The following is a 16285-nucleotide window of genomic DNA, read 5'->3' on the forward strand; positions in this document are numbered from 1 at the left end:
TTTAAACTCCTTTTTCGGTAAATAGACGCTGGCAAGCCGTACCATCTTCTCTAAATAGATGGCAACGTTCAGGCACAATGCCGATATCCATTGTTTCCCCTTCTTTTGCTAATAACACATCATTTTGACGATAAATTAATGTAGGTTGTTTAATTTCAGGAATCTCTAAGTGGATTTGTGTTTCGCTGCCTAAAAGTTCGACCGCCTGAACTATGCCGCGTAAAGAGATGGGGGCTTTATCTGCAGGCACTAAATGTTCTGGGCGGATGCCAAGCGATAAAATTTCACCGGCTTTTACTCTATCGCCGGACACTGGAATCCAGAAATTGTGGTGCTCTGCGTTTGGTAATTCAATTTGTACTTTCGCTGGTTCCACATTGGTAATTTTGACCGGTAGGAAATTCATCTTAGGTGAGCCAATAAAGCTTGCTACAAAGCGGTTAGCTGGGTAATGATAAAGCTCTAGTGGCTTACCTACTTGGGCGATTCCCCCTGCATTGAGAACGACTATTTTGTCTGCTAATGTCATTGCTTCTACTTGATCATGAGTAACATAGATCATGGTACGATTTAATCGTTTATGTAGTTTGGAGATCTCAACTCGCATTTGTACACGTAATGCGGCATCAAGATTAGAGAGAGGTTCATCTAATAAAAAGACTTCTGGTTGAGATACTATCGTACGTCCAATCGCAACACGTTGGCGTTGTCCGCCGGAGAGCGCTTTTGGTTTTCGATCTAATAGGTGGGCAAGTTGCAAAATTTCTGCAACTTGATTGACTCTTTGAGTTCGTTCAGCTTTGCTTACTCCAGCTAATTTCAAACCAAATGACATATTTTCGGCTACATCTAAATGCGGATATAGAGCATAGGATTGGAATACCATACCTATGCCACGTTTAGACGGTTCGACATCATTCATTAATTTATCGCCAATATAAAGCTCACCTGTTGTAATATCTTCAAGACCGGCAATCATTCTAAGTAGAGTTGATTTGCCACAGCCTGAAGGGCCAACAAAAACAACAAATTCTCCTTCCTCAATTTCTAAATTAATATTTTTTGAGATATGTACATTGCCATAAGATTTGCCGACATTATGCAGTGACACCTTTGCCATAATAGAACCTCATATCTTTATATCTTTTGCGAATATCTTAATTTCGGCAGGATAATCGCTCTTTCTATGTAAGAAGAAATCCTCCTAAAAGGATTTTTTTAGGGATTAGAAACGAAGAGATATTTATTTTAGGAAAAATAGGAAATAAAGATTTTTTTGTAAATTTTGCTAAGCGATGCTCATTTTTTGTCATGTTTTTTGTGAGCTAGATCACAAATTTAGTGAAAATGTTAATTAGATCATATTTTTGTTTAGGGGGGCGTAGAGTAAAGGCTGATCTCAAATATAAATAACCGCTCATAATTTGATTCGCTCTTAGGGCTGTTGATAATTCAATTTCATTGGTGACAGTGGCAGGTTTTTGACTTGTTGTGAGTAGACCCGAGGAGTGGTATCTATTTCTAATTTTCCTTTCTCTCTTCAGGAGCGTTTTATGAAAAGCAAATACATCAAATTCACGTTAGCTACACTTGCTAGTCTAGTGATTTCTAATGCAGTAATGGCAAAAATGACGGAAGGTAAACTCGTTATTTGGATTAATGGTGATAAAGGCTATAACGGCTTAGCGGAGGTCGGTAAAAAATTTGAGAATGATACAGGTATTCCTGTTTTGGTTGAGCACCCAGATAGATTAGAAGAAAAATTTGCTCAGGTAGCTTCAACTGGGGATGGCCCAGATGTGATTTTTTGGGCGCACGATCGATTTGGTGGTTATGCACAATCAGGTCTCTTAGATGAAGTTCATGTTAGCCAAGAGTTTAAAGACAAATTTGTAGATTTTGCTTGGGATGCAGAAACCTATAATGGCAAAATTATTGGCTATCCCGTTGCAATAGAAGCAATTTCATTAATCTATAACAAAGAGTTGGTGGCTTCAGCACCAACATCATGGGAAGAAATTGTTGAATTAGATAAATCACTCAAAAAAGAAGGCAAAAATGCCATTATGTGGAATTTATCTGAACCATATTTTACTTGGCCTGTGGCTGCCTCTAATGGCGCTTATGCATTTAAATTTACGGAGGGAAAATATGATGTGAAAGACATTGGGGTAAATAACGAAGGTGCAATTAAAGCATTGCAGTTTGTAGTAGATATGGTGAAAAATAAACACATCAATGCAGATATGGATTATGCAGTTGCAGAAGCTTCCTTCAATAAGGGACAAACAGCATTAACAATTAATGGTCCTTGGGCTTGGGGCAATATTGATAAAAGCGGTATTAATTATGGTGTGACGGTGTTGCCAACCTTAAATGGCAAAGCTTCTAAACCTTTTGTTGGGGTGCTAAGTGCTGGTATTAATAGTGCAAGTCCGAACAAAGATTTAGCTAAAGAATTCTTAGAAAATTATTTACTCACAGATGAAGGATTAGATACGGTAAATAATGATAAAGCATTAGGCGCTGTGGCACTTAAATCTTATCAAGCCAAATTAGCTACAGATCCACGTATTGCAGCAACAATGGAAAATGCTAAAAATGGTGAGATTATGCCTAACATCCCTCAAATGGCAGCATTTTGGTATGCTGAAAAATCTGCAATTAATAATGCAGTCACCGGTCGTCAGTCGGTAAAAGAAGCCTTAGATGATGCCCATTCTCGGATTCAAAAACAGCAATAGTTTTCATAATTAAGGGTGGGAAAATAGTTGTGAATTTTTCCCGCTCTAATTTTATATTCGAAAAAACTTAGGAGTAGTTATGCCTATTTTTTCTCCATTAAAATCGACTAACTGGCTGACTTATTTTGTAGCAGGATTAGTATTATTGCTTGATTTTTATCTGGTGGTATTAATGTATTCACAAGGTGAATATCTATTTGCAATCTTAACGCTAGTTATTTTAACCTCAGGCATTTATATCTTTACAAATAAAGATGCTTACGCTTGGCGCTATGTCTATCCAGGCATGTTAGGGATGGTTATTTTTATTTTATTCCCATTAATTGCCACAATTGCGATTGCTTTTACGAACTATAGCGGTTCAAATCAACTTGCTTTTGAGCGCACAGTCACGGTACTGTCTGAACAGCGTTATTTTTCTGGTGATAAATATAATTTCTCACTATATCCACAAGCAGATAATCAATATCGCCTTGTACTAGTGAATCCGAATACGGAACAAACACTTGTCTCTGATAAATTTAATTTAGCTATTGAAAAAAATATTGCTGTAACAGAACAATCCCTTCCTGACGGCGAAAAAGCCCCGCTTAAATTTATTACTCAAAATCGTGCGATACTTCAATCAATAAAGGTGATTTTACCTAATCATAATGAGCTAACAATGAGCTCATTGCGTCAATTTTCAGAACAAAAAGCTCGCTATCAATTTGACAATGAAAACAGCGTATTAGTGAATAATGAAACTGGTAAATTGTATCGCGCGAATGATGAAATTGGTTTTTTTCAAGCAATAGATAGCCGCGGTAATTGGTTAGATGAAAAGCTCGAACCTGGCTATACCGTAACTACTGGCATTAATAACTTTGTTAAAATTTTTACAGATGAAGGGATTCAAAAGCCCTTTATACAGATTTTCATTTGGACGGTTTTATTCTCTTTATTAACGGTTGTTTTTACTGTTTTACTCGGCATGGTATTAGCCTGTTTAGTACAGTGGGATGCGCTGAAAGGTAAAGCAATTTATCGGTTATTACTCATATTGCCTTATGCTGTTCCTTCATTTATTTCTATTCTTATTTTTAAAGGTCTATTTAATCAAAGCTTTGGCGAAATTAATATGATTTTAAACCAATTATTTGGTATTAGCCCAGAATGGTTTAATGATCCATTCCTAGCTAAAGTGATGATTCTTATAGTGAATACTTGGCTAGGCTACCCTTATATGATGATTTTATGTATGGGGCTATTAAAAGCTATTCCAGCAGATCTTTATGAGGCTTCAGCAATGGATGGCGCTTCCACATGGCAAAACTTTAGTCAGATTACCTTCCCATTATTGTTAAAACCGCTCACACCATTAATGATCGCCTCTTTTGCTTTTAATTTTAATAATTTTGTTTTAATTCAATTATTAACCAATGGTCGCCCAGATATGATTGGCACAACTACTCCGGCAGGTTATACCGATCTATTAGTGAGCTATACTTACCGCATCGCATTTGAAGGCAGTGGTACACAAGATTTTGGCTTGGCGGCAGCCATAGCAACCATTATTTTCCTACTAGTTGGTGGGTTAGCATTGTTAAATATTAAAGTTTCAAAAATGGAATTATAAATAATTGAGATAGTTAAATTCCAAATTAAGGAGCATATATGGCTATAGTTCAATCTAAATCCATACGTTATCGAGTATGGGCAACACATTGTATTTTAATTTGTTTTCTTGCACTGATTATTTTCCCCTTACTCATGGTGATTGGCATTTCGTTGCGTCCTGGTAATTTAGCTATTGGTGATATTATTCCAAGCCAAATATCTTGGGAGCACTGGCAGGCTGCATTAGGTTTTAATGTTACTCACGCAGACGGTTCAGTTACTCCTCCACCATTCCCTGTATTACGTTGGCTATGGAATTCAATTAAAGTGGCAACCATTACATCTATCGGAATAGTGACATTATCGACTACTTGTGCTTATGCTTTTGCACGAATGAAATTTAAAGGAAAAAAAACAATTTTGCAGAGTATGCTTATTTTCCAAATGTTTCCAGCCGTGCTCTCTTTAGTTGCATTATATGCACTTTTTGATCGTCTTGGGCAATATGTACCATTTCTTGGCTTAAATACTCATGGAGGGGTTATTTTTGCTTACTTAGGTGGAATAGCTTTACATGTTTGGACGATCAAAGGTTATTTTGAAACTATTGATGGCTCTTTAGAAGAAGCCGCTGCACTTGATGGCGCAACGCCATGGCAGGCGTTCCGGTTAATTTTGCTGCCCCTTTCTGTGCCTATTTTAGCTGTTGTTTTTATTCTGTCATTTATTGCAGCAATTACCGAAGTTCCTGTTGCTTCGCTTTTATTACGGGATGTAAATAGTTATACCCTTGCGGTAGGCATGCAGCAATATCTCTATCCACAAAATTATTTGTGGGGCGATTTTGCTGCGGCTGCGGTGTTATCTGCTATCCCTATTACTTTGGTCTTTTTATTAGCTCAGCGTTGGTTAATTGGTGGTTTAACTGCGGGCGGGGTGAAAGGCTAGAATGATACCTCAAAGGGCACACCTTGGGGATTTTGTAAAATTTTATTTAAAACTCACCGCTTGTAAGTTTGTATTTGGTCAATTTAATGCTCTGAGTATTGCTATGAATAAGTCATTTCTTTATCTCTGCTTATTTGGTGTATCAAATTTATTTGCACAATCTTGGCAACATGCTCATTTTGGTACTTTTAATGATGATGCAGAGCATCATTTATTCCAAAGCTCAGCCATGCTAACCAAGGGGAATTACCCGCTAAATTTTCTGTTTGGGGAGCGGTGTTATCAGCCTCAAACAGTAATGAAATTGAATCAAAGTATGCCGCTTGTTCCTTGCACAGCGGATATTCCAAGCATTCGCCTATTTCGCCAAGGAAATTATCGTGCTCAAATTGATATGCACAATAGTATACCTACACTAAAAATCCATTTAGAACAATTGCCTGAAAAGACAAATGCTGAGTTGCCTTGTCCTCGTTGGAATCATACTCCCCTTGAAATTGATGTTTCTGCAACTTTTTCAGAGGGAGATATTGTGCGGGATTTTTATTCAGGCCAACACGCAGTGGTTAAAAATGGCAAAATTACTTTAATGCCAGCAGAAAACGCAGATGGTTTATTATTGTTAGAAAAGCTTGAGAATCATCAGCAAGCAGTATTTGATTGGAAAAATGCTACCGTTTATTTTGTGCTAACTGATCGATTTTATAATGGGGATCCAAGCAATGATCATAGCTATGGTAGACGTAGTGATGGTATGCAGGAAATAGGTACATTTCATGGCGGAGACTTAAGGGGATTAACTGAAAAGTTAGATTACTTACAGCAGCTTGGTGTCAATGTATTATGGATTAGTTCACCATTAGAGCAGATTCATGGCTGGGTAGGTGGTGGAAATAAAGGGGATTTTTCGCATTATGCTTACCACGGTTACTATCATTTAGATTGGACAAAAATTGATGCCAATATGGGCAGTGAAGCCGATTTAAAAAATCTAGTGCAACAGGCTCATCAACGTGGTATTCGTATTCTATTTGATGTTGTGATGAATCATACAGGCTATGCAACGTTAGCGGATATGCAAGAATTCAATTTTGGTCGTTTTTATTTAAAATCAGAGGAAATATCCAGTGTATTAGGTAAAAATTGGACAGATTGGCAACCGAAACAAGGACAAAATTGGCATAGCTTTAATGATTTTATTCATTTTAGTGATGAGAAAGCGTGGGAAAATTGGTGGGGAAGGGCATGGGTGCGAGCCGATATTGGCGACTATGACAGTCCGAAGTTTGATGATTTAAAAATGTCGTTATCAGCCCTACCTGATCTTAAAACCGAGAGTGAACAAGCGGTTCAATTACCTCAATTTTTTGCAAATAAAGGTACAAATGCCCAAACGCTAGAAAATGGTAAAGTGCGTGATTATTTAATTAGTTGGCTTTCCCATTGGGTTCGTCAATATGGTATTGATGGTTTTAGGGTAGATACAGCAAAACATGTTGAAAAATCAACTTGGCTAGAGTTAAAACAAGCTTCTGAACAAGCGTTAAAAGAATGGCAGCAAGAAAATCCAAAAGAAAGCTTTAATGCGCCTTTTTGGATGGTTGGTGAAGCTTGGGGACATGGTGTATTTCAAAGTGATTATTATCAAAATGGCTTTGATGCGATGATCAATTTTGATTTTCAAGATCAGGCTAAAAATGCATTAGCATGTTTTGCGGATATTGAACCAGCTTACCGCGAAATGAATGATAAGTTACATAGTTTCAATGTATTAAGTTATTTATCTTCGCATGATACTCGATTATTTTTTCATTCAGATAGCGAACAAAATATTCATAAACAGAAAGTAGCTGCAAATTTATTGTTGCTGTCACCAGGAGCTGTTCAAATTTACTACGGGGATGAAAGCGGTCGGGAATTTGGTGCAACAGGTTCAGATCCGGTGCAAGGTACTCGATCAGATATGAATTGGTAAGACTTACAACAGGATCCAGCCAAAAAGGCGCTGCACCAGCACTGGCAAAAATTAGCGCAGTTTAGACAACGTCACCCTGCCATTGGCGCAGGTAAACATCAATTGCTTAGTACTGCGCAATATTTTGCTTTTAGTCGCATATTAAATACTGATAAAGTTATGATTATATGGGCTGGCCATTAAATGTTAGTGATAGCCCATTAAATTTAGTAGCTCCTTAGTATAATTTATTGCTTCTTGGCGATTTGTGACGGCAATTTTTTGATATAAATTGCGAATATGCGTTTTAATTGTTGTTGCGGCAACTTGTAGCTCATCTGAAATTTGCTCATTGCTATAACCAGAATAGATTAAGCCTAAAACTTGCCATTCTCTTTGTGTTAATGGGCTAATTTTTAGGAGCTCTGGTACTTTTGGATTTTTCAGTAATTGATTAACAAAATTTTCATCAAAATGGGCAAATTTATGCCGATAGAATTGATTTATATTTCTTAAGATAAATTGCGCTTTATATAGTGCTAATTCATCTAAAATATTTAATTGTAACAAATGGCGAATTTGTTGAGCCATAATATCACCTTCAATGACGAACGCACTGATACAATTAGTCTGGCGTATTAACTTTAGCGCATTAATGAGATCTTGTTGCGCAAGTTGTTTCTCTCCTTGTAAATAATATAAACGATTGCGCAGAATTAAATTATAATTTAGATCATTAATCAATGAGAGCTTCTCAGCAGTAAAAATTAATGTATTCAGAATATCTCTAGCGCTTTCATAGTCTCCTGATAAAATTTTTGCTCGTACGATATTTCGCCATTGTATTTGTGTAAAATGGTTTTTATTCGAAACAGGGGATGGATTTTGGGCTAACCAATTTTGAGCTGCAGAAATATTATTAGTCATTTGCCAATATAACATTCTTACTTGATCTGCGTTTGCAATCCAGTCATGATGATAAGCATGTGAGCGCTCTAGCTGTTCTACTTCATTTAATAAGCGAGCAGTGTTATCTAAATTTCCTCTCACCAACGAAATTTTAGTTAATAGTGTTAAGCATTGTAGTTGATCTTCAATATTGGATAAAACCTCCATGCCTGCTGTTGCCATTGATTCTGCTTTATCTAGATTATACCATTCGCATAAGATCTTCCCTTTTGAACGTAATAAGAATTCATACATTGGAATTTTTTGGAGATGATTTTCTTTCACAAATTCACTTGCTCTGTCTAAGGTTTCATAAGCAACTTGTGAGAAACCTTGGGCAAGTAAAATTTCGGATTGCTGCAATAAAGACCAGAGAATATGGTGATAAGTATGATGCTGACGCGCCATATTTTCAGCTTTTTGTAGCATAGCTAGTGCTTCGGCAAGGTTACCTTGGCAATGATGTGCTTCACCAATAATAGATATAGCAACAATATAGGCATAATAGGCATTTTCGGATAAGTCTTTTAATGCCGTGGTTGCTAATTGAAGTGCAGTTTCTTCATCGCCATAATTAATGGCGACTTGTGCACGTAATACGTTAAATTCGGCATTCGCTGTTTTACTCAATTCAATTCTGTTTTCAGTTAGAGCTTGAGAAAATGCGGCGAGAATTCCACTAACTTCTGTATAGCGATGTTGGCTTTGTACAAGCCAAGCTTTTAATAATACCAAATTGGTATGTTCGTGTAAGTGTGCATAATCTAAGTTGTTTAAGCTTTCTTCTAATAATTTCAATTCACCTTGGTGAAAGACTGTCCAAGCATGTTCTTCTAAAATACTTAATAGTAATTCTCTATCTGAAAGCTGCATCGCATGGTGCAATGCTTCGGTTACATAACCGAGTTTTAACCAAGCTGAAGCAGCTTTATGATGTAACTGAGGTAATTCTTCATATAATTCTTGTTGGCTGCAAAAATTGAGGAAGGAAGCAAAAAGAGGATGAAATTTCCACCAGCTATCATCAAGTGTTTGCCATTTATCATTAACCATCTGTTGTAGGAATAGCCCTTGTTTTTCAAGTGATTCTAGCTTTTGCAGGCTATTCGGCTCACCCGTAACAGCTTGTACTAAGGATTTATTCATCGAATGCAAAATAGAACAACGTAGAATAAATAAGCGCGTATCTTTATCAACTTTATTGAGCACTTCATCGGCTAAGTATTCATTAATATGGAAACTATTTGATTTAGATAGGCGTTTAGCAATATCTTGCAAAGGAACTTGCCAAGCGTGTGATTTATTTTTGGCAAAAAGGCTAATTAATTGTAATGCTGTTGGCCAGCCTTCAACCTCATTGCATAATGCAATAATATCTTGTTGCTTTAATAATTCAGTACCTAATCTGGCTTGGAAAAATGCGATACTTTCTTGATGATCAAACATTAACTGGTTGATATCTATTTCTAAGAGCTGCTCTTGGACTCTCAAGCTGGCAATGCTTAATGGAGGAACTGAACGAGATATGAGGATTAATGTCATATTAGCAGGTTTGTGTTTAATCCAATATTTCAATGCTTCGTGGATCTCCTCATTATCAATGCAGTGGTAATCATCAATAATTAAATAGAAGTGCTGGGGAAATTGTGAGGCTTTGATAAGTAATTGATTAAATAATGCAAATAAATTTGCTTGATGATTTTCTTCCAATAATACATCGGTTTCAGTATTTATGGCTGCATGCAGTGCGGCACTGAAGTAGGCAGCAAAACGTTCTGGATTATTATCTCCTTCATCTAACGCATACCATCCTATATTTTTTTTCCCTTCACTCCATTGCGATACGAGAGTTGTCTTTCCATAGCCAGCAGGAGCACTTACCAATACAACAGGATATAGCGACGATTTATTTAATTCCTGAATTAAACGTGTTCGGGGAATGCTATTCTGTAAGCGAAAAGAACAAATTAGTTTTGATGGTATTAACATATAAATGTGACTCTCCTCTAATTGTACTAGGACTCAATATATGTAATGAACGAGCCCGTAGGATGATGCCTCATCCTTCTGTCTTTTTACTCCATCCTATCACTCATACCGTATAAGTATGGACAAGGATGATTTGATTTTTATTTGATGAAACATAATACACGACAGTTAATTTTTACTAGGAGATTCCTATGGAATTTAAAGCTATTGTTGAAAAATACTGTCGTTATTTTGATGTTATTGGGCCTGAAAAACTCTCTTTGCAGCAATGGTATCATATTGTTGCAGAAGGTTCTCTTGAACTTATTTATCAGCGACCACCAGTACAAGTTGATGGGACTCGTCATGTAAATTATTTATCAATGGAGTTTTTGATTGGGCGTTTAACAGGCAATAATTTACTCAACTTAGGTTACTATGAACAAGTTCGAGATTATCTTAAACAATATCAGATTGAATTAGTAGATGTTTTAGAACAAGAACGTGATCCAGCCCTAGGGAATGGTGGATTAGGGCGTTTAGCTGCTTGTTTTTTAGACTCAATGGCAACATTAGGACAACCTGCCACAGGTTACGGTCTGCATTATCAATATGGTTTATTTAAGCAGCATTTTGAAGATGGGCAGCAACAAGAAGCCCCAGATACTTGGAATCGTGATCATTACCCTTGGCATCGCTTCAACCCAGCCAAAACTCATCAAATTAGCTTTGGTGGAAAAACTAAGCATATTCAAGCAGATCAGTATGAATGGATTCCTAAGCTTACTCTTCAAGGTAAAGCATTCGATTTACCTATTGTGGGTTATAAAAATAATATTGTTCAAGTACTACGCTTGTGGCAAGCAGACAGCGATCAGGCATTCGATTTCTCAGCATTTAACGATGGAAAATTTTTAGCGGCTGATAAAAATATTGTTAATGCCGCGGCTTTAACACAGGTGCTTTATCCAAATGACAATCATAAGGCAGGGCAAAAATTACGTTTAATGCAGCAATATTTTCATTGTGCGTGTTCTGTGTCTGATATTTTAGAACGCCATCTTGCAGCAGGCTATCCATTAGCAGATTTAGCGAAGCATCAAGTTATTCAGCTAAATGATACGCACCCAACTTTGGCGATCCCTGAGTTAATGCGCTTACTATTGGATGAGCACCATTTTACTTGGAAACAGGCGTGGGATATTTGTTCAAACACATTTGCTTATACTAATCATACGTTGCTACCAGAAGCTCTGGAGCAGTGGGATCAACGCTTATTCAAGCAATTATTGCCTCGTCATTATCAAATTGTAGAAAAAATTAATCACTTATTCCATGAACAGGTGAAATCCGTGTTTGGTGATGATGCTAAAGTATGGGAAAAACTTGCAATACTTTTTGATTATCGAGTGCGTATGGCAAATCTTTGTGTTGTCACTTGTTTCCGTGTTAATGGTGTTGCACAAATCCATTCTGATCTGCTAATTAAGGATCTCTTTCCAGAATATCATCAGCTATTTCCAACAAAATTTTGCAATGTGACGAATGGTGTGACGCCTCGTCGTTGGATTCGACAAGCCAATCCACAGCTCAGTAGCTTGTTAGATCATTGCTTAACGCAAGATTGGACAAGAGATCTTGAACTCTTACAAGGAATAGAAAAATATGTAGATGACATTGGATTTCAAGATAAATATCAGCAGATTAAAACAAATAATAAAATCATTTTGGCAAATGAAATAAACCAAACATTAGGATTAAATGTTAATCCTAATGCTATCTTTGATGTGCAGATTAAACGTTTTCATGAATATAAACGCCAACATCTTAATCTGTTAAATATTATTGCTACTTATCAGGCAATTAAAGAAAATCCAAATCAAGAATATACTCCGCGAGTATTCTTATTTTCTGGTAAAGCTGCGCCAGGCTATTTTTTAGCAAAAAATATTATCCATGCGATTAATAACGTAGCAAGGATTATTAATAGCGATAAACAGGTTAATGATCGTTTACAAGTTGCATTCTTACCAGATTATCGAGTTAGCCTTGCTGAAAAAATTATTCCTGCGGCTGATGTATCAGAGCAAATATCTATGGCGGGTAAAGAAGCTTCGGGCACAGGTAATATGAAATTGGCTTTAAATGGGGCATTAACCTTGGGAACATTAGATGGGGCGAATGTTGAAATTGCAGAAATGGTAGGGGAAGAGCATATTTTTATTTTCGGGCATACGGTTGAAAGCATTCGTGAGTTACTCGCAAGTGGTTATCAGCCTAAGGCATATTATCATCAAGATATGGTGTTAAAAGCAGCTGTGGATTTTCTGGCAACGGGCAAAGCTTCAAAAGGTGATAAAACAACCTTCAAGCTAATGTTAGATAGTCTCTTAGAGCAAGACCCTTTCTTGGTTTTTGCTGATTTCGATAGCTATCGTCAAGCTCAAGCTAAAATTAGTCATGCTTATTTAAATCAGCAAGCTTGGGTACGCAGCGCAATTTTAAATACAGCTCGTTTAGGCATATTTAGTTCAGATCGCTCAATCAGAGATTATCAACAACGAATTTGGCAAGCTAAATAATAATGCTACTAGATGGCTTCTTATTTAGGATATGTTGAACATAAACTTAATGAGAGGCCACTTATTTTCTATGCTCTTTTTTAGGAGAATAATTATGAAAACAATAGAAAGACAGTGTGCTTATGCAGGTATTTTGCCCTATTTTTTTGATGAGAGAGGAATAAAAAAATGGGCAAGATTAGATATAAAAAAAGCGTTGCTTAAAACTTTTAATCACCATTCAAATAGCAATTTTACTCCCATTCCTAGTGTAAAAGTTTTTTACCAGTACCAACCACATTTTTTACCTTTAAACTTAGCAAATAAAAAACAGCCCTTAATTGGTACTTGGCAATTACAACTGGAAAATAGTACACAAATAGTTCAAGGAAAAATAAAAAAACGCGGTATCGCATTACCAGACCATTTGCCTTTGGGCTATCACCAATTAAAAATAATAACAGCTAAGCAAACATTTAATTGCACTGTCATTGTGGCACCAACATGTTGCTATCAACCTCAAGCACTACAGGAACATAAAAAATTATGGGGAACATTTTTACAGCTTTATACCTTAAGATCTGAGAAAAATTGGGGAATTGGTGATTTTGGTGATTTAAAAGATTTTATCCAAAATATTGCGCGACATCAGGCTGATTTTGTCGGTTTAAACCCTATTCACTCATTATTTCCTGCTAATCCAGAGGCTGCCAGTCCTTATAGTCCTTCCTCACGGCAGTGGATAAATATTGCTTATATTGATATTAACCAGCTAATTGAATTTCAGCAAAATGATGAAGCTCAGGCTTGGTTTAATTCAGCGGAAATTCAGCAACAATTAACTCAATTACGTCAGCAAGATTGGTTAGATTACAGCAAAATTTTGCCTTTAAAATTGAAAGGACTGCATTTTGCTTTTGCAAAATTTCAGCAAAATTCAACCGCTTGCTCGGATACTGCGTTTCATGAGTTTATAAAAAAAGGTGGCGAGGGTTTACAAATTCAAGCGACTTTTGATGCCCTACACCAGCATTTAGCCAATCAATATAAAGAGCAATGGGGGTGGGATTTCTGGGCAAGAGAATATCAAGATTATCATTCCGCAGCAGTGCAACAGTTTCGTGTTACACATAAAGATGAGATCGAATTTTATATATGGCTGCAATTTATTGCCGATCAGCAGTTAGCTGAATGTGATGCCATGTGCCGAGAGAAAAATATGCGCATTGGGATGTACCGAGATTTAGCAGTGGGAGTAAGTCATAACGGCGCAGAAACTTGGGGGGATAAACCGCTTTATTGTTTAAAAGCTTCAATTGGGGCTCCGCCTGATATCTTGGGACCACAGGGGCAAAATTGGGGACTCACGCCAATGAATCCGCATGTATTAAAACAGCGTGCTTATCAGCCGTTTATTGAGTTGCTTAGAGCAAATATGCAACACTGTGGTGCATTGCGAATCGATCATATTATGTCTTTATTGCGTTTATGGTGGATTCCGAAAGGTGATAGTGCAATTAATGGCGCATATGTAAGCTATCCTGTTGATGATTTAATTGCAATTTTAGCTTTAGAAAGCCAGCGTCATCAGTGTCTGATTATTGGAGAGGATTTAGGTACAGTCCCTAAAGAAATTGTCAGTAAACTTAAGCATGCGGGTATTTTATCGTATAAAATTTTCTATTTTGAGTTTGATGAACAGGGGCGAAGTCGAGCGCTAAACCATTACCCTTACCAAGCCATGACAACGTTAAGCACGCATGATTTACCTACTATCTATGGTTATTGGCAAGGTTATGATTTCGAATTAGGCAAAAAATTTGGTGTATATCCAAATGCTAAGATACTTACAATCCTACAAAGCCAGCGTGTGCAAGCAAAAGAAAAAATCTTGCAGCGGTTAAAACAATATGGTGTACCTTTCGAGGCAGATATTACGCCACAGCTGAATTCTACGGTTAATACGCAATTTATTCATCAGCTACAACGCTATGTCGCGCATGTAAATAGTGGCTTGTTTGGATTTCAACCGGAAGATTGGTTAGCAATGAGTGAACCGGTAAATATTCCTGGTACAAGTACACAATATGCTAATTGGCGCCGGCGCTTAGCTAAAAATATTACGGATATTTTTGCAGATAATGAGATTAATACATTACTGAATGAGGTGAATAAGATTCGTAAAACTGACTCATGTACTTAGTGAAAATATTAGAACATGCGGTGGCTTGATTAACTACCGCATATCTGGCAGTTATCCTAGTGCTACATCAAGTACCATCATTAATACAAAGCCAAGCATCAATGATAGGGTTGCAATATCGGTATTACCGTTGCTTTGGGATTCAGGAATCAGCTCTTCTACCACGACAAAGATCATAGCCCCAGCTGCAAAGGCGAGAGCATAGGGTAGAATTGCTGTCATTGAAAGGACAAAAATGGCGCCAAGTACGGCCGCAATCGGCTCAACCACTGCTGACATAGAACCATAACAGAAGGCTCTCCAACGGCTAGCCCCTTCCCCTCGAATAGGCATAGAGAGCGCAGAGCCTTCAGGTATATTCTGTAAACCAATCCCAATAGCTAAGCCAATTGCCCCCATTAATGCCGCAGAGGTATCTGTGACAGAAGATAATGCACCGAAGGTAACACCAATCGCTAACCCTTCAGGAATATTATGGATAGTAATGGCAAGGAATAATAGCATCGATTTAGATAAATTTTTATGTGCTATTACGCCTTCAGCATCAGTGATCGAAGTCTTATCTAAGTGCAAATGGGGAACAAGATAATCAATTAAACGAATAAAAAATCCACCCGCTAAAAAACCAATGGCAGCTGGTAACCAATTCCAATCTCCATAACCTTTTTCCGCATATTCCAATGACGGTTCAAGCAACGACCAAAAACTTGCTGCAATCATTACTCCGGCTGCAAACCCCATCATAGAGTCCAGCCATTTTTGATTAACTTGTTTAAAGAAAAAGACAAATGCTGAACCGAAAATAGTACAACCCCATGTAAAAAGCCCCGCGATCAGCGCCTGACTCGCAGGGTGAAGTGTAGAAAAATAATCTAACATCCCTGACCTATTATTTAATTAATTTATTTACCGAGTTAGGGCAACGCCAAACTCAATCCTTGTTAATTCAGTTTAATTTGTTTTTGGTTGTAATACACTAAATATTTTTCGATTTCAGTCTATAAAATTTTGCTATGAAAGTGCTATTTGGGGTGGAATAGTCTCTGATTTCAAAGCAGCAGCGCAACCACTAATTTATTCGGATAAACATCCTAGTGATTTTATTGAGTTAATATCCAAATGCTGGTTTTTCGGAGAATTTTAGTTGGATTACATTATGAAGAAATACATCACATTAGTCGCATTTTTTAGGTGGTTTTCTATTTGTTATTATCCTTTTTGTCATACTGACTATACCAACAGCTTATTTGGAAAAGAAAATACCTTATTAAAACCAAGTGTGCAGTAGGAAGAGCGTTTTATATCACAAACACAAAGTACAAGGGATGAATTCGCTGATTACATATTTTTGCAATCTGGC

The 16285-nt window shown here is 37.0% G+C and carries 8 protein-coding genes and 1 pseudogene; 6 read left to right on the forward strand and 3 right to left on the reverse strand.

The window, feature by feature from the left end; translation table 11 throughout:
- Position 1 precedes the first annotated feature (1 nt).
- Positions 2–1120, reverse strand: coding sequence for a maltose/maltodextrin ABC transporter ATP-binding protein MalK (gene malK / locus EDC51_RS07755; RefSeq protein ID WP_131928601.1), 1119 nt, complete (start codon positions 1118–1120; stop codon positions 2–4).
- Between the two features lie 433 nt (positions 1121–1553).
- On the opposite strand from malK, the gene malE reads away from it, so the two are divergent.
- The 4 genes and pseudogenes from malE to EDC51_RS07775 all read left to right on the forward strand — a co-directional run bounded on the left by malE (position 1554) and on the right by EDC51_RS07775 (position 7449).
- A complete protein-coding gene (gene malE / locus EDC51_RS07760; RefSeq protein ID WP_025267294.1) occupies positions 1554–2744 on the forward strand; it encodes a maltose/maltodextrin ABC transporter substrate-binding protein MalE in 1191 nt (396 codons plus the stop codon).
- Positions 2745–2823: 79 nt separating this feature from the next.
- Positions 2824–4362: a maltose ABC transporter permease MalF gene (malF, locus tag EDC51_RS07765; RefSeq protein ID WP_131928602.1), complete on the forward strand. Its 1539-nt coding sequence runs from the start codon at positions 2824–2826 to the stop codon at positions 4360–4362.
- A 38-nt stretch (positions 4363–4400) separates the two neighbouring features.
- Positions 4401–5291, forward strand: coding sequence for a maltose ABC transporter permease MalG (gene malG / locus EDC51_RS07770; RefSeq protein ID WP_025328997.1), 891 nt, complete (start codon positions 4401–4403; stop codon positions 5289–5291).
- 103 nt (positions 5292–5394) lie between these two features.
- Positions 5395–7449: pseudogene (locus EDC51_RS07775) on the forward strand (alpha-amylase).
- Positions 7450–7452: 3 nt separating this feature from the next.
- Here the strand turns inward: EDC51_RS07775 and malT are convergent.
- On the reverse strand, positions 7453–10182 hold the full coding sequence (gene malT / locus EDC51_RS07780; RefSeq protein ID WP_131928603.1) for an HTH-type transcriptional regulator MalT: 2730 nt from the start codon (positions 10180–10182) through the stop codon (positions 7453–7455).
- 191 nt (positions 10183–10373) lie between these two features.
- Between malT and glgP the strand changes: the two genes are divergently transcribed.
- Together glgP and malQ are read left to right on the forward strand one after the other, a co-directional pair.
- A complete protein-coding gene (glgP, locus tag EDC51_RS07785) occupies positions 10374–12743 on the forward strand; it encodes a glycogen/starch/alpha-glucan family phosphorylase (RefSeq protein ID WP_131928604.1) in 2370 nt (789 codons plus the stop codon).
- Positions 12744–12837: 94 nt separating this feature from the next.
- Positions 12838–14925, forward strand: coding sequence for a 4-alpha-glucanotransferase (gene malQ / locus EDC51_RS07790; RefSeq protein WP_131928605.1), 2088 nt, complete (start codon positions 12838–12840; stop codon positions 14923–14925).
- Positions 14926–14976: 51 nt separating this feature from the next.
- Here malQ and EDC51_RS07795 read toward each other — a convergent pair whose 3' ends face one another.
- Complete coding sequence (locus EDC51_RS07795) at positions 14977–15804, reverse strand: ZIP family metal transporter (protein WP_015431951.1); 828 nt, start codon at positions 15802–15804, stop codon at positions 14977–14979.
- Positions 15805–16285 lie beyond the last annotated feature (481 nt).

The organism is Bibersteinia trehalosi, from assembly GCF_004346205.1.
GTDB lineage: Bacteria > Pseudomonadota > Gammaproteobacteria > Enterobacterales > Pasteurellaceae > Bibersteinia > Bibersteinia trehalosi.